Here is a 16,042-nt window from a genome sequence, read left to right as displayed (position 1 = left end):
GTAATTGAAATGGTTTGCATAGAGAACGATTTTCAGTTAAGATTAGAATGATGATAATTAAGGAATGGTTGACCCATTCACTGAACACTATGGAGGTATTTTCATGTCAACTTTAGTTATTAAAGATCTTCACGTTGCTATCGACGGAAAAGAGATTTTAAAAGGCGTAAATCTTACAATTAATACAAACGAAATTCACGCAATTATGGGACCAAACGGAACTGGTAAATCAACACTAGCTTCTGCTATTATGGGTCATCCAAAATATGAAGTAACTTCAGGTACTGTTGAGTTAGATGGCGAAGATGTGCTTGAAATGGAAGTAGACGAGCGTGCTCAAGCTGGTTTATTCCTAGCAATGCAATATCCATCTGAAATTGCTGGTGTTACAAATGCTGATTTCTTACGTTCAGCAATTAACGCGCGTCGTGAAGAAGGCGATGAAATTTCATTAATGAAATTTATCCGCGAATTAGATAAAAACATGGAATTCCTTGAAATGAACGAAGATATGGCTCAACGTTATTTAAATGAAGGTTTCTCTGGCGGGGAGAAAAAACGTAATGAGATTCTTCAATTAATGATGATCAAACCAACATTTGCAATCTTAGATGAAATTGACTCTGGTCTTGATATCGATGCATTGAAAGTTGTCTCAAAAGGCATCAACGCAATGCGCGGTGAAGGCTTTGGCTGCTTAATGATTACACACTATCAACGCCTATTAAACTACATTACACCAGACCATGTACACGTAATGATGCAAGGACGTGTTGTAAAATCAGGTGGTGCAGAGCTTGCACAACGCTTAGAAGCAGAAGGTTATGACTGGATTAAAAAAGAATTAGGAATCGAAGAAGAAACAGAAGAACAAGAAGCATAAGAAGGAGGACGAACTAGCATGACAGTGGAACTTAACTTGCCTGTAACAGTACAGGACGTGCGCTCGTTCTCAGAAGCAAATGGTGAACCTACTTGGTTTACAGAACTTCGCGCGGCAGCACTAGACAAAGTAGCTGGTTTAGATTTGCCAAAACCAGATAGAACGAATATTACAAAATGGGATTTCATGAACTTCCCAGTGTTGGCAGTTCATAGTGAGGCATTCCCTTCATTGGATGCTCTACCTGAAGAAGCAAAAGGTTTAATTGACCTTGAAGCACAAGAAAACCTATATATTCAACGTAATAATACACCAGCATATATTAAGGCATCACAAGAACTTGCTGATAAAGGTGTTATTTTTACTGATATTTTCACAGCAGTTCGTGAACATGGCGAACTTGTACAAAAATACTTTATGACAGAAGCTGTTAAAGTAGATGAGCATAAGTTAACAGCACTTCATACAGCACTTGTTAATGGTGGAGTGTTTGTATACGTACCAAAAAACGTGATCATTGAGCAACCACTTCAAGTTGTTTTCCTTAATGACAATGCGGAAGCTTCATTATATAACCATGTTTTAGTAGTAGCAGAAGCGAATTCAGCAGTAACATATGTGGAAACTTATGTTTCAACAGTTGAAGAGGCAAAAGGGCAAGCGAATATTATTGCGGAAGTCGTTGTTCAAGATAATGCACAGGTGACATATGGTGCAGTAGATGTCCTTGCAAAAGGATTTACGACATATGTTAATCGTCGTGCACGTTTAGCGCGTGACGCAAAAGTTGACTGGGCTCTTGGTCTAATGAATGATTCTGATACAATCTCTGAAAACATTACGCATTTGATTGGTGACGGTTCTCATGCAGATACAAAAACAGTCGTAGTTGGTCGTGGAGAACAAAAACTTAACTTCACTACTGAGGTTCGTCACTGGGGTAAAAACTCAAACGGGCATATCTTAAAGCATGGTGTAATGAAAGACGCAGCTCAGTCAATCTTTAACGGTATTGGCTATATCGAGCATGGTGCGACAAAAGCCGATGCACAACAAGAATCACGTGTATTAATGCTGTCAGAAAAAGCTCGTGGGGATGCAAACCCAATTTTATTAATTGACGAAGATGATGTAACAGCAGGACACGCAGCATCTGTTGGTCGAGTAGATCCATTACAGCTTTATTATTTAATGAGCCGTGGTATCTCGAAAGCAGAAGCAGAGCGCCTTGTTATCCATGGATTCCTTGCGCCAGTTGTTACGCAATTACCAATTGAAGGCGTTCAAAAGCAACTGACGGAGGTTATTGAAAGGAAAGTTCGCTAATGATGAATAAAGACATTAAAAGCTATTTCCCAATTTTAAATCAGGATGTAAATGGTCATAGACTTGTATATCTTGATAGTGCAGCGACGTCTCAGAAGCCTGTTCAAGTGATTGAAGCGATTAAAGCTTATTATGAATTTGATAATTCCAATGTTCACCGTGGCGTGCATACACTAGGAAACCGTGCAACAGATAAATATGAAGGTGCTCGTGAAAAGGTTCGTAAGTTTATTAATGCGCAATCAACACAGGAAATTATTTTTACGCGTGGTACAACAACCGCTTTAAATACAGTTGCGACAAGTTATGGTCGTGCAAATGTTGTTGAGGGTGATGAAATTGTCATTACTCATATGGAGCATCATTCCAATATTATTCCTTGGCAACAATTAGCCAAAGAAAAAAATGCAACTTTAAAATACATTGAGCTTGAAGCAGACGGCACTCTTAGCCTAGAGAAAGTACGTGCGACAGTCACACCTAAAACAAAAATTGTTTCGGTGTCTATGGCATCAAACGTACTTGGAACAATAAATCCAATTAAAGAAATTGCTCAAATTGCACATGCTAATGGTGCTGTCATGGTAGCCGATGGTGCACAAGCTGCGCCACATATGAAAATTGATGTGCAAGATTTGGATGTAGATTTCTTAGGTTTCTCAGGGCATAAAATGTGCGGACCAACTGGAATAGGTGTACTATATGGTAAAAAGGAACACCTTGAAAAGATGGAGCCAATTGAGTTTGGTGGCGAAATGATTGATTTTGTTGGGCTTTATGAGTCAACGTGGAAGGAATTACCGTGGAAATTTGAAGGTGGAACGCCTATTATTGCAGGTGCAATAGGTTTAGGAGCCGCTATTGATTTCTTAACTGATATCGGGTTAGATAACATTCTAGAGCATGAACATAAGCTTGCAGGCTACGCAATGGATCAACTTGAAACAATTGACGGTTTGAAAATTTTTGGCCCACGTGACCCTATGAAGCGTTGTGGATTAGTAACATTTAATCTAGATGATGTACATCCACATGATGTGGCAACGGTGCTTGACATGAATGGTATTGCTGTTCGTGCAGGACATCATTGTGCACAGCCACTAATGAAATGTCTTCAGCAAGTAGCGACAGCACGAGCAAGCTTCTATCTGTACAATACAGAGGAGGATATTGACCGTNNGTTGCAGGGTTACGTTCTGCGAAGGAGTATTTTGGCGATGTCTTTTAATAATTTAGATCAACTATATCGTTCAGTCATTATGGATCACTATAAGAATCCTCGTAATAAAGGATCTTTAGATGATAATGCTGTAACGATCGATATGAATAATCCGACTTGTGGCGACCGTATTCACTTAACATTGAAAGTGACAGACGGTGTTGTAGAGGATGCAAAATTTGATGGTGAAGGCTGTTCTATTTCTATGTCCTCTGCATCAATGATGACACAGCTCATCAAAGGAAAAAAAGTAGAGGAAGCTATTGAGCTTTCTGATATTTTTTCTAAAATGATGATGGGTGAGGAGTACAGCGATAAATATGACCTTGAGGATGTTGAGGCACTGCAAGGTGTTTCACAATTCCCAGCACGAATTAAGTGTGCAACATTGGCTTGGAAAGCAATGGAAAAAGGTGTGAAATAAATCTTACTTCCTTGTTCTTGAGTGAAAGCTACTATGCCTTCACTCAAAGCAAGGGATGATTACCTAGAAAAATACATCTCAATGAACGGAGGAGAAACGATGGCTAAAAAAATGCCTGATATCGGCGATTACAAATACGGTTTCCATGACAAGGACGTATCAATTTTCCGTTCAAAACGCGGTTTAACTGAAGAAATCGTCCGTGAAATTTCAAATATGAAACAAGAGCCAGAATGGATGCTAGAATACCGTTTAAAAGCTCTTGAAACATTTTATACAAAACCGATGCCACAATGGGGTGGCGATCTTGGAGATTTAGATTTTGATGAAATTACGTACTATGTAAAACCATCAGAAGCTACTCAAAAATCATGGGATGAAGTACCTGATGAAATCAAAGCAACTTTTGATAAATTAGGTATCCCAGAAGCTGAACAAAAATATCTTGCAGGTGTATCTGCACAATATGAGTCTGAGGTAGTTTATCACAACATGAAAAAAGACCTTGAAGATCTTGGTATTGTGTTCAAAGATACTGACTCTGCTCTACGTGAAAATGAAGATATTTTCAAACAATATTGGGGCAAAGTGATTCCTTACACAGACAATAAATTTGCTGCTTTAAACTCAGCAGTATGGTCAGGTGGATCGTTTATTTATGTGCCACCAGGTGTTAAAGTAGAAACACCGTTACAAGCTTACTTCCGTATTAACTCAGAAAATATGGGTCAATTCGAACGTACTCTTATTATTGTAGATGAAGGCGCTCACGTACACTATGTTGAAGGTTGTACAGCTCCTGTTTACACAACAAACTCTTTACACTCAGCAGTTGTAGAAATTGTTGTTCGTAAAGATGCATATTGCCGTTATACAACAATTCAAAACTGGGCGAACAATGTTTACAATCTTGTAACGAAACGTACAGTTGTAGAAGAAAACGGTACAATGGAATGGATTGATGGTAACATCGGTTCTAAATTAACAATGAAATACCCAGCATGTATCCTAAAAGGTGAAGGTGCTCGTGGTATGACATTATCGATTGCATTAGCTGGTAAAGGACAACACCAACATGCTGGCGCTAAAATGATCCATATGGCACCAAACACATCTTCAACAATCGTTTCTAAATCGATTGCTAAACAAGGTGGTAAGGTAACGTATATGGGACAAGTTCGTTTCGGTCCTAAAGCAAGTGGTGCACGTGCTAACATCGAATGTGATACGCTGATTATGGATAATCAATCGACTTCTGATACAATTCCTTATAACGAGATCTTTAATGATAATGTATCTTTAGAGCACGAAGCAAAAGTTTCAAAAGTATCTGAAGAACAATTATTCTATTTAATGTCTCGCGGAATTTCCGAAGAAGAAGCAACAGAAATGATCGTAATGGGCTTCATCGAGCCATTCACAAAAGAACTACCAATGGAATACGCAGTAGAAATGAACCGTCTGATTAAATTCGAGATGGAAGGTTCTATCGGTTAATTTATTAGCCACCCCTAGTCACAACATAAATTGTGACTAGGGGTTTTTTGTGTTTTTACGTCGTGAAAGAAAGTGGATAATTATAATATATCGAAATAGTACTGGATTTATTTAAGATTACATACTAAAATGATAATGAGAATCAATATCAATTGAAAAGGGGGATGGTAAATCTAGAAGATGTTCAGTACTTCAATAAGCAAGATGAGATAGTTAATCATCATAACAATCATCATTCAAAGGAGAATAGGTAAATGAAAAAGAAATTTTTATTTATTAGTTTCATAGCATTATTTATGCTCATTCTCGCCGCATGTGGAGAGAAGAAGGCAGTAGAAGAGGAATCTTCCACTGATACACCAAAAGAAGAAGAAGTGACACAAACAAAAGAAGAATCAACAAATGAAAATGGCACGAGAACGATTGAATATCTTGGTGAAAGCTATGAAGTGCCAGAAAAAGTGGAAAGAATTGTTGTAACTGGAGCTATGGAAGCAATGGAGGATATGGTGGTGCTGGATGTTCACCCAGTTGGAGCTATTGCTATTGGTGGCAAGTTCCCTGAGCTCTATGCTTCTGTAACAGACAAAGCAGAATCTATTGGTGAGAAGATTAAACCAAACTTTGAAAAAATATTAGAATTAAATCCAGATGTCATTTTAGGGTCCACAAAGTTCCCAGAAGAGGTACAAAGTAAATTAGAGAAAATTGCACCTACAATTTTAGTTTCACATATTTCGACGAACTGGGAATCTAATTTGAATTTACTAGCAGAACTAACTGGTAAGCAAGCAGATGCTGAGAAGATCTTATCTACATATAAAGCTGATATTGAAGCTGCTAAGTCCACGTTAACTGAAAAACTACAAGATCAAAAAGTAGCGGCTATTCGTATTCGTGGGGGACAAGCGTATGTTTATCCAAAAGAAGTATTTTTAAATGCAGTTCTTTATGGCGAGCTTGGTTTAGCAGTACCTAATGAAGTTGCTAAAGCTAAATCTCAAGAGGCCATTTCTGTGGAGCAACTTGCAGATATGAATCCTGATTATTTATTTGTGCAGTTTTCAACAGATGAAAATGCGGACGCGCCGAATGCTTTAGAAGACTTTAAAAAGAATCCAATCATCCAAAATATTACTGCATTTAAAAATGACCGAGTATTTGTTAATGTACTAGATCCACTAATGGAAGGTGGCCCTGCATATAGCCGAATTAAGTTTTTAGAGGCTATTCAGCAAAATCTTGTGAAATAAACGTCGCCTGTTATAGTAGCATGAGTTCAATGGAATATGGACTCATGCTTTTTCTTTGGCATAATTAAGTGATAAAAGAAGGTATATTTTTTACATGATGTTTATTTGTAGTGACATACTGTGTGCTATGATTATGTACATAGAGGAGGATGTCACATGATTGTAGTAGGATTAACTGGTTGGGGCGATCACCCTTCACTTTATAGTGGAGTGACTACTTCAAAGGATAAATTATTTGATTACACAGGTCATTTTTTAACGGTTGAAGTAGATACTTCTTTTTATGCCATACCAGCCAAAGAGCATGTTCGGAAATGGTGTGAGGATACACCTGAAAACTTCCGTTTTGTTGTGAAAGCTTACCAAGGAATGACGGGTCATTTACGTGGAGAGATTCCCTTTGAATCAAAAAATGATATGTTCAATGCATTTATTGAATGTGCCAATGAATTTAAACGTTATGGAAAGCTAGCCATGGTATTAGCACAATTTCCACCATGGTTTGATTGCCAAGGAAAAAATGTGCAATATTTATTGTATATCCGACAGCAGCTAAAGGATTTTGAAGTAGCGATTGAATTTCGAAATCAAACATGGTATGCAGAAAATGTTGTCAAGCAGACGATAGATTTCTTACGAGAACATCAATTTATCCATACGATTTGTGATGAACCACAGGCTGGTGTAGGATCTGTTCCTTTCTACCCTGTAGTGACTGCAAATAAAGCGTTGATTCGTCTCCATGGTCGCAATATACATGGATGGCGGAACACAGGAAATGCAGAAAATTGGCGTAAAGTTCGCTTCTTATATGATTATAATAAAGAAGAATTACAGCAGCTTGGGGATAGCATGAAAAAGCTTGAACCAGAGGTCAATGAACTCTTCGTTTTATTTAATAATAATTCTGGTAATCATGCAGCGAAAAACGCAAAGGAGCTACAAGGTATGTTGAATATTAACGATGTCGGGTTGGCACCTAAACAATTAAACATGTTTGAAGGGGAACTATAATGGAGTTTATTTTATTAGTCATCATTGCCTTGCTTGCTGGTCTAATTGGCTCATTAGTTGGGCTAGGTGGTGGTGTAGTATTAGTACCAGCAACATTATACATCGGCTTAAATTTAGGAATGATCCCAGATATTACACCACAAAAAGTAGTCGGTTTATCAGTGGTGATGATGATTTTCACGGGACTTGCCTCCACGCTAAGCTATATGAAATCTAAAACGGTGGATTATAAAAGTGGTTTTATATTCTTTATTGGAAGTATTCCAGGAACAATCCTTGGCGCATGGGTCAATAAAGGATTAGATTTACCATCCTTTAATTTATATTTCGGTATTTTACTTATTATTTTATCGATTATTTTGCTTGTGAGAGACAAACTGAAGCCTGTAAAATGGTTTGTAAAAAATGGTATGCAGCAAGAGTTTACTGACTCTGAGGGAAAAACCTATGTATATGGCTATCCCATTTGGTTTGCTATTACATTAACATTTGGTATTGGCTTTGCTTCTGGTTTATTTGGAATAGGTGGCGGCTCCATGATCGTGCCAGCAATGATTATTTTATTCTTATTCCCCCCACATGTCGCGGTGGCAACATCGATGTTTATGGTATTTTTAACGTCCATTGTTAATTCTGCAAGCCATGTTTATTTCGGTCATGTACCCTGGCTTTATACTATTCCAGTTATTCCTGGTGCTTATGTTGGAGCAAAGCTGGGTGCTGCGTTAAATAAGAGGATTAAATCCGATACACTTGTACTAGCTTTAAGGATTATTCTATTATTACTAGGAATTCGATCTATTATAGAAGGCATATTAGCTTAATTTGAAGTGAGGTGGCTTTAATGCTTGAAAAGATCCATATTTTTCACACAAATGATTTGCATAGTCATTTTAAGTATTGGCCACGAATGCAAAGCTATGTGAAAGAAATGCGCAATAAATTAGGGAATATCGGGGAAACAAGCTATTTGTTTGATGTTGGAGATCATTTAGATCGTTCCAACATTTATACAGAAGCAACAGTTGGGAAAGGTAATGTGCGATTGCTAAATGAGGCGGGTTACGATGTGGTGACAATCGGCAACAATGAAGGTATTACATTATCCCATGAAGAGCTCTTCCACTTATATGACAATGCTAATTTTGATGTTGTGGTTGCAAATGTATATGCCTCCCACGGGAAGAAGCCAGCATGGATGAAGCCTTATGTAATCTTAACAACAGCAATGGGTACGAAGATTGGCGTCATTGCAGCCACGGCCATGTTTGAAGTATATTATGAAGAATTAAATTGGCATATGGACGACGCTAGAAGTACACTGCTACGTTTAGCGCATCAACTACGTGAAGAAGTAGACATTGTTGTATGCTTATCCCATTTAGGCATTACAGAGGATGAGCTCTTAGCGGATGAGTGTCCAGAAATTGATGTTATATTCGGCTCTCATACTCATCATGTCCTACCAGAGGGCAAAGTGATTAATGGGGTTTTACTGACAGGTGGAGGTAAGTTTGGCCAATATACTGGACATCTTATCATAGAATATGATAAAAAATTGAGGAAAATTGTTGAAAAAAAGGATACTTTAATTCATAATAAGGATTTGCCAATTGTTAAAAATGAACAGAAAGTGGTACAGTTTTTGGAGGATGAAGGAAACAGAATATTGGATACTCCAGTTTTTACAACAAAGAAAGCCTACAACAAGGAATGGTTCCATTATTCACAGCTATCTGATTTATTTGCACATGCAATTTTGGAAAAAAGCGGAGCGGACTGTGCATTATTCAATGCAGGGATATTTTTAGATGGTCTTCCTAAGGGAATAGTGACTGCCTTAGATTTGCACCGAATTTTTCCACATCCAATTAATTTATGTACAATTGAATTATCCGTCGCTGAAATGAAAGAAATTTATATGCAATCTAAAAATGAAGAATGGCCTTATATCGAACTAAAAGGACTAGGGTTTAGAGGCGTCATTTTTGGAAAAATATTGACATATGGATTTTCCATGAATGAAAATCGGCAATTATTAATTAATGGTAAGCTAGCAGATCAAAATCACATTTATAAACTGGTCACATTGGATCTGTTTACATTTGGTTATTTTTATCCAAGTTTTAAATATGCAAAAAAACAATATATTTTGCCTGAATTTTTACGAAACATTATGATAGATTATGGTCAAAGATTCTTTAAACAATAGAGAGAGTTTAAAGAATGGAATGGGGAAGAAGTCATGCGATTAATTTCAATCGATGTATTAAAAGAAGGAATGGTATTAGGAAGAACCATTTGGAATGAGGCAGGTCATCCGCTTTTAAAGAAAGATGTTGTCATTAATGACCGTATTATTCAAAGACTTCAACAGTTAAATACACATTATTTATATATTGACGATGAGATTTCTGAGGGAATAGAAGTAGAAGAGACCGTTCCACCTGCTATGCGAAATAAAGTCATCAAAACTATAAAGGATTCGTTCCAGTCCATTGATGGTTTGAATCCAGTAAATGCTTCTTATATATTAGATCAGCAATCAAAGACAATTGTTTCGATCGTAGATGAATTACTTTCTGCAGTTACTGGAAATAATGAAATTCTAACCATTTTAACAGATGCTTATTTATTTGATGAATATTTATATCAACACTCTTTCCAAGTGACATTGTATTCTATTGCCATTGCCAAAGAACTTGGCTACTCTGCTGAGGATTTACGTTTGATCGGGATAGGTGCGTTATTACACGATGTCGGTAAACTAATGGTACCGAAAGATATTTTAACAAAGCCAGGACGTTTAACGAATGATGAGTTTGAAATGATGAAGATGCATGCTCGTTACGGTTTTGATTTATTACGGAATTTACATTCAATCTCTCTGCTTGTGGCGCACTGTGCTTTCCAACACCATGAACGTATTGATGGAAGTGGCTATCCAAGAGGACTTGTTGACTTTGAAATTCATCCATTTGCCAAGATAATTGGTGTTGCAGATGTTTTTGATGCGGTGACAACGAATCGTGTATACCGGGAGAAGATGCTCCCTTCACAAGGACTAGCCATTGTTGAAGCTGGCTCGGGCACTCTTTATGATGCTCGAATTGTAAAAGCTTTAAAAAGAGCTGTTGTTCATTATCCAAATGGTGTTATTTTAAAATTATCAGATGGACGCCGTGGGATTGTATCTAGACAAAACACGTTGGATGCGGCATTACCATGGATTCGTATTTTTGAAGAACAAGATCAATTGGTCGCAGCTACATATGAAATTAATTTAGTGGATTATCCTGATGTAACAATTGAAAATGTTGAGACGGATTATGTGGTTCCCGCAAAAGTAGAATAAATTACTCCTCCTGTTCATACGTTATGGAACAGGAGGAGATTTTTTTGTTTTTCCCTCGAAAAAGAATGAAATTACGCTCATATGGTAGAAGGGGAATGCGTCTTAATAAATTAACGATTTTAATTGTTAGTATGGTTGTTTGCCTTATATTATTTATTTATTATTTAAATGAACGGCTCATGCCAACCTATTTGCAATATGCGGAAGTGCAAACTACGAAGATTGCCTCATATGTTGTGAGTAAAGCCATTAATTCACGTACCTCTAATGTATTAGATGTAAATGATATCATTGAAGATATTCCTCCAGGTACGTCTGAAATGATGACGACTAAGTTTAATACAGAAATCATTAATCGTGTTCGAGCAGAGACATTAGAGCTTGTTAAAATGTATTTGGAGCAAGCTGAACAGGGAGAGCTATCCCATTTACCTGAATTAGATAATGTTGAATATGATATTAACAGGATCCAAGATGGTGATGGCATTGTCTTTTTTGTACCGCTTGGTCAAGCAGCCAATATTCCCTTGCTTGGAAATTTGGGGCCAAAGATCCCGATTCGCTTCCATGTGATTGGGAATGTTCATAGTAATGTGACATCCTCTATTCAAGAATTTGGAATCAATAGTGCTTATGTGGAGGTAGGTATTCATTTAGAGGTAAATGTTCAGATTATTGTTCCTTTCGCTAGTAAGTCTTCTACCGTTGCACAGGATATACCTGTAGCGATGGGCCTAACAAGGGGACCTGTTCCAAACATTTATACCAATAGTAGTGACGCGCCACAACCGTCCATAGAAATACCTGTCCCTTATAAATAGAAATGTTTGTTGTGATAGTTGTTGGAGTGCCTTTAATATGTTACATTGACAACAGTGAAGATAGTTAATATTAAAAAATGTATATTTTTGATAGGGGCGATATTCGTATGACATCTTGTAAACCTACAAGTAAAGAAGAACATGTAAGAAAACCAGATTGGCTAAAAATAAAACTAAACACGAATGATGAATATAAAGGGCTTAAAAAGCTGATGCGTGAGAAAAATCTGCATACAGTATGTGAAGAAGCTCGTTGTCCAAACATCCATGAATGCTGGGGAGAGAGACGTACTGCTACCATGATGATTCTTGGTTCCGTTTGTACACGTGCTTGTCGTTTCTGTGCAGTGAAAACAGGTTTACCAAATGAACTAGATTTGGCAGAACCAGAGCGCGTTGCAGATTCAGTAGCCATTATGAATTTAAAGCACGTTGTTATTACAATGGTCGCACGTGACGATTTAAAGGATGGCGGAGCGCAAGTTTTAGCAGAAACAGTACGTGCAATTCGTCGTAAAAGTCCTTTCACATCTGTTGAGGTATTGCCATCAGATTTAGGCGGGATGAAGGAGAACCTTCAAATGTTAATGGATGCAAAACCAGATATTTTAAATCATAATATTGAAACAGTACGCCGTTTAACACCTAGAGTGCGCGCTCGTGCAAAATACGAACGCTCTTTAGAGTTCCTGCGTTTAGCTAAAGAGATGCAGCCTGAAATTCCAACGAAATCATCACTAATGATTGGATTAGGCGAAACACATGAAGAAATTTTAGAAGTCATGGACGATTTACGTGCAAATAATGTAGATATTATGACGATCGGTCAATATTTACAGCCAACGAAAAAGCATTTACCAGTTAAAAAATACTATTCACCAATAGAATTTGGTAAACTGCGTAAGATTGCCATGGAGAAAGGCTTTAAGCATTGTGAGGCTGGCCCACTTGTACGTAGTAGTTATCATGCAGACGAACAAGTAAATGCTGCAACGAAAGAACGTCAATTACAAGCGGAAGTGTAAACGTCAAGGCTGAACGAAAAGGGTGGTGTCACTTTGATCATAGTTGAAGGATTAGAATATGAACTAATAGAAGATTATCGCGAGGCCTTTCAGGAGGAAGTTTTTCAGGAAAGATACTCAGATATCTTAGCCAGATACGATTATATTGTAGGTGATTGGGGCTATAACCAGTTACGTTTAAAGGGGTTTTTTGATGATAAAAATCAAAAATCCACTTTTGATACAAAAATAAGTACGCTTCAAGATTATCTATACGAATACTGTAATTTTGGCTGTGCTTATTTCGTATTACGTAAATTGGGGAAAGTTATGAAACAGCCAGAAGTAGTGGATATGAGTGAAGTAACAAAGCCAACAGACCATGAACCTTTAGCAGAATAAACTCTTATACAAAAACCTGATGTGATAGGCATCAGGTTTTTTTTCATGATTGTTAGCTTTTGTGTAATTGGGGAAAACTAAAGCACAAAACAGCTTATCGAAGGTGTGTTGCAAATGAAAAGAGCCGTATTTTTAGATCGTGATGGTGTTATCAATGAAGTACTCACCAATCGTGTGAAGTTTGTGAATAAGCCTAAGGATTTGTACTTTTTACCGCAAGTGCCTGAGGCAATCAGAAAGCTAAATAAGCATTTTGATTATGTGTTTGTCGTGACAAATCAAGGTGGGGTTGGTTTAGGCTTTATGAAGGAAAGTGGCTTACAGAAAATACATGAACATATGGTGAAGGAGCTAAAGAAAAAAGGGGCAGTAATCCATGAAGTCGTTTATTGTCCGCACAAACCTAAGTCAGGTTGTGCCTGCCGCAAGCCCAATAGCAAATTAATTGTGGATTTAGGAAAGAAATATAACATTGATTTATCAAAATCCTATATGGTTGGTGATACAGATACGGATATTATTGCAGGAAAACGGGCAGGAACAAAGGGTGTTTTCCTAGGAGAACAAGATCCATTAGCAGATGCTGTCTTTCCAGATTTAATAAGCGCTGCCCAGTGGATTATTAAGGATGTCACAGCTTAAATGTATTGAGAAAAAGGGCGTATAAATCATTAAAAAAGGGATAATTTATGAATGGAGGTGATGATGTTGGGAAAAGAAAAACGCAATAAAAAGCCATTAGATCGAGAGGAATATGGGTATGGTTTTGATATTAGTGTAGACGATTTAGCTGTGATTGGTCAAAATCAGCAAGCGAAAAAGCAAAATGATAATGAAAATAAAGACAAGCCCCATAAAAAAGATAATCCATCCACTTTAAATAAATAACAATACGTAAAAAGATTTCGCAATCGCTCAGGGTTAGCGAAATTTTTTTATGTTATATAAAAAAACACCCAATAAAATGGGTGTTAGTTCAATAATTCACGCAAGTATTCCCGTAATTCGATTGTTTCTTCCTCTGTGCGATTGTACACATGTTCTAAGTAACCAGGCTCTTCTACATCATCAGGACCAATAATAGCAAAGCGACCGAACTGGATATCCATGACAAGCACTTTTCCAAAGAAGCGGCCAGATTGTAATATAGCTAAATCATAACGTAGCTTTTGTCCAGCAAAACTAACAAATCTTGTTTTCGTATCTTCTACATCATCATATAAAAAAAAACGTTCCATCTTTTAATCTCCTTCCAATCCTATAGTTATGGTACTATAGAAGAGAAAAGACTATCAACTTTTAAAGATTTGAATGGGGGCTTTCCTTGTGTATTTTGTAGATCGTAATAAAATCACAAAAAATTTACAGTACTTAGATGGGCTATTAACTATTTTGGAGACAGAGGATAATTGGCTTCAGAATGATATAAAGAAATTAGCTATCGAGCGAATTGGACACAACATTATGGAGTCAATGATGGATGTAGGAAATTTAATGATTGACGGTTTCATTATGCGCGATCCAGGAAGCTACGAGGATATTATTGATATTTTAGTCGATGAAAAAGTTGTAGCTGCTGATTTGGAAGCACCATACAAAGCAGTTGTTGGCTTACGTAAAATGCTAGTGCGTGAGTTTATAGAGGTAGATATCCAAGAGGTTATCCATGTATTAACAGCCAATCTAATGGCTTTAAAGCAGTTCTCGCCAGCAGTTCATAATTATTTAACAAATGAATTAGGACCTGTTTCAGCATTTTTGCCAGAGGATCATCAATGAAACAATATAAGGCCTATTGCTTTGATTTAGATGGTACTGTCTACCGTGGGAAGGAAGGTATTCCTTCTGCGGTAGCTTTTATTCATCGTTTACAGCAAGCAGGAATTGAGCCATTCTATGTAACGAATAATTCTTCGAAGACGCGAGAACAACTGCAAGAAGCTTTACTGTCTATTGGCGTGAACGCGCCATTAGAGCATATTTATTCAAGTGCATTGGTCACAGCAAAGTATGTGGCCCTACATTTTCCAAGCAAAAAAGTAGCGATGATGGGTACAGATGGTATTCGTCAGGCACTACTCAATGAAAATATTGTGCCTGTTGAGGATGAGCCCGATGTATTTGTTATGGGGATTGATCGTACGCTTGATTATATGGCACTTGCTAGGGCAACGGTTTTTGTTCAGCAAGGAGCGACCTTTATTGCCACGAATCAAGATATTAAATTCCCAACAGAATATGGGTTCTTACCAGGCAATGGTTCTTTTGCACGCTTGGTAGGAGAAGTTGCAGATGTTGAACCAATCTATATTGGTAAGCCATCGCCAGCCATGCTGGAAGTAATTGCGACCGAACATGGAATTGCGAAAGAAGACATGGTAATGATCGGTGATAATTATGATACGGACATTATGTGTGGCATTCGATTTGGCTGTGACACCATTCATGTGAATACTGGGGTGACGCCTACAAAGACTGTCCTCGAAAAAGAATGCCAACCTACATATGTAGTGGACGTACTAAAGTAATAAAAGGATGTTTATGCTAATTTTCAGCATAACATCCTTTTTATTTGTTCAAATTTATTCATATAGGCATTTTAGAAAACTACCATAAAGGATTTTCTTCAATAAATTGATAAATGGCTTTCGTTAATTCATCAGGAGAATCAGCTTCTACTAATTCACCGTTTACTATTGCATAGAAGGATTCTGAGCACTTTGTACAATAACTGAGGCAGCCATATTCCAAAACGTCGATGTTTGGATCGCGTTCGAGTACTTCATAAGTTGCTTGAGAGCCATTTGCTAAATTACTTATACAAAATTCAACCATTGGATTCAT

18 protein-coding genes and 1 pseudogene are annotated in these 16,042 nt (G+C 37.3%); 17 read left to right on the top strand and 2 right to left on the bottom strand.

The features are described 5' to 3' along the window. Positions 1-103 precede the first annotated feature (103 nt). From sufC to B3D98_RS00560, 15 genes and pseudogenes are all read left to right on the top strand, one after another. On the top strand, positions 104-883 hold the full coding sequence (gene sufC / locus B3D98_RS00630) for a Fe-S cluster assembly ATPase SufC (protein WP_016994918.1): 780 nt from the start codon (positions 104-106) through the stop codon (positions 881-883). Between the two features lie 18 nt (positions 884-901). Beyond that, positions 902-2,209: a Fe-S cluster assembly protein SufD gene (sufD, locus tag B3D98_RS00625; RefSeq protein WP_048394394.1), complete on the top strand. Its 1,308-nt coding sequence runs from the start codon at positions 902-904 to the stop codon at positions 2,207-2,209. Further along, positions 2,209-3,437, top strand: a pseudogene (locus B3D98_RS00620) (cysteine desulfurase). The gene sufD and the pseudogene B3D98_RS00620 overlap by 1 nt, the downstream one beginning before the upstream one ends. After that, positions 3,427-3,852, top strand: a complete 426-nt coding sequence (sufU, locus tag B3D98_RS00615) for a Fe-S cluster assembly sulfur transfer protein SufU (RefSeq protein WP_054549449.1) — start codon at positions 3,427-3,429, stop codon at positions 3,850-3,852. The pseudogene B3D98_RS00620 and the gene sufU overlap by 11 nt, the downstream one beginning before the upstream one ends. Before the next feature lie 99 nt (positions 3,853-3,951). Then, positions 3,952-5,349, top strand: coding sequence for a Fe-S cluster assembly protein SufB (sufB, locus tag B3D98_RS00610; protein ID WP_016993620.1), 1,398 nt, complete (start codon positions 3,952-3,954; stop codon positions 5,347-5,349). Between the two features lie 254 nt (positions 5,350-5,603). Next, positions 5,604-6,602 carry an ABC transporter substrate-binding protein gene (locus B3D98_RS00605; RefSeq protein ID WP_103118721.1) on the top strand — a complete coding sequence of 333 codons (999 nt, stop codon included), beginning with the start codon at positions 5,604-5,606 and terminating at the stop codon, positions 6,600-6,602. Positions 6,603-6,758: 156 nt separating this feature from the next. Continuing rightward, the gene (locus B3D98_RS00600) at positions 6,759-7,616 is read left to right on the top strand and encodes a DUF72 domain-containing protein (RefSeq protein ID WP_054549447.1); all 858 of its coding nucleotides are present in this window, start codon (positions 6,759-6,761) and stop codon (positions 7,614-7,616) included. Beyond that, positions 7,616-8,440: a sulfite exporter TauE/SafE family protein gene (locus B3D98_RS00595; RefSeq protein WP_054549446.1), complete on the top strand. Its 825-nt coding sequence runs from the start codon at positions 7,616-7,618 to the stop codon at positions 8,438-8,440. Before B3D98_RS00600 ends, B3D98_RS00595 begins: the two co-directional genes overlap by 1 nt. 20 nt (positions 8,441-8,460) lie before the next feature. Beyond that, positions 8,461-9,828 carry a bifunctional metallophosphatase/5'-nucleotidase gene (locus B3D98_RS00590; RefSeq protein ID WP_048394403.1) on the top strand — a complete coding sequence of 456 codons (1,368 nt, stop codon included), beginning with the start codon at positions 8,461-8,463 and terminating at the stop codon, positions 9,826-9,828. A 33-nt stretch (positions 9,829-9,861) separates the two neighbouring features. Then, positions 9,862-10,971, top strand: a complete 1,110-nt coding sequence (locus tag B3D98_RS00585; RefSeq protein ID WP_288579734.1) for an HD-GYP domain-containing protein — start codon at positions 9,862-9,864, stop codon at positions 10,969-10,971. Between the two features lie 23 nt (positions 10,972-10,994). Next, complete coding sequence (gene yunB / locus B3D98_RS00580; RefSeq protein ID WP_048394406.1) at positions 10,995-11,792, top strand: sporulation protein YunB; 798 nt, start codon at positions 10,995-10,997, stop codon at positions 11,790-11,792. Positions 11,793-11,899: 107 nt separating this feature from the next. Continuing rightward, on the top strand, positions 11,900-12,817 hold the full coding sequence (lipA, locus tag B3D98_RS00575; RefSeq protein WP_004228269.1) for a lipoyl synthase: 918 nt from the start codon (positions 11,900-11,902) through the stop codon (positions 12,815-12,817). Positions 12,818-12,850: 33 nt separating this feature from the next. Further along, positions 12,851-13,198 (top strand): YutD family protein, encoded by a 348-nt coding sequence (locus B3D98_RS00570; RefSeq protein WP_004228271.1) that lies wholly within the window; start codon positions 12,851-12,853, stop codon positions 13,196-13,198. A gap of 114 nt (positions 13,199-13,312) precedes the next feature. Further along, on the top strand, positions 13,313-13,840 hold the full coding sequence (locus B3D98_RS00565; RefSeq protein ID WP_054549444.1) for a D-glycero-alpha-D-manno-heptose-1,7-bisphosphate 7-phosphatase: 528 nt from the start codon (positions 13,313-13,315) through the stop codon (positions 13,838-13,840). Positions 13,841-13,891: 51 nt separating this feature from the next. Further along, positions 13,892-14,086, top strand: coding sequence for a hypothetical protein (locus B3D98_RS00560; protein ID WP_312144199.1), 195 nt, complete (start codon positions 13,892-13,894; stop codon positions 14,084-14,086). 83 nt (positions 14,087-14,169) lie between these two features. On the opposite strand, the gene B3D98_RS00555 is transcribed toward B3D98_RS00560, so the two are convergent. Then, entirely contained in the window at positions 14,170-14,436 is a 267-nt protein-coding gene (locus B3D98_RS00555) for a DUF3055 domain-containing protein (RefSeq protein ID WP_009371988.1), read from the bottom strand. A gap of 88 nt (positions 14,437-14,524) precedes the next feature. Here B3D98_RS00555 and B3D98_RS00550 point away from each other — a divergent pair, with 88 nt between their 5' ends. Both B3D98_RS00550 and B3D98_RS00545 read left to right on the top strand, forming a co-directional pair. Beyond that, positions 14,525-14,977: a DUF86 domain-containing protein gene (locus B3D98_RS00550; RefSeq protein ID WP_048394413.1), complete on the top strand. Its 453-nt coding sequence runs from the start codon at positions 14,525-14,527 to the stop codon at positions 14,975-14,977. After that, positions 14,974-15,726 carry a TIGR01457 family HAD-type hydrolase gene (locus B3D98_RS00545; RefSeq protein ID WP_048394415.1) on the top strand — a complete coding sequence of 251 codons (753 nt, stop codon included), beginning with the start codon at positions 14,974-14,976 and terminating at the stop codon, positions 15,724-15,726. The genes B3D98_RS00550 and B3D98_RS00545 overlap by 4 nt, the downstream gene beginning before the upstream one ends. A 79-nt stretch (positions 15,727-15,805) precedes the next feature. Here the strand turns inward: B3D98_RS00545 and B3D98_RS00540 are convergent, their stop codons facing one another. Further along, complete coding sequence (locus tag B3D98_RS00540) at positions 15,806-16,042, bottom strand: YuzB family protein (protein WP_004228286.1); 237 nt, start codon at positions 16,040-16,042, stop codon at positions 15,806-15,808.

Source organism: Lysinibacillus sp. UBA5994, from assembly GCF_002429725.1.
Taxonomy (GTDB): Bacteria; Bacillota; Bacilli; order Bacillales_A; family Planococcaceae; genus Lysinibacillus; species Lysinibacillus capsici.
The sequence above is the reverse complement of the archived record's forward strand: the minus strand, read 5'-3'. Positions and strand labels throughout refer to the sequence as shown.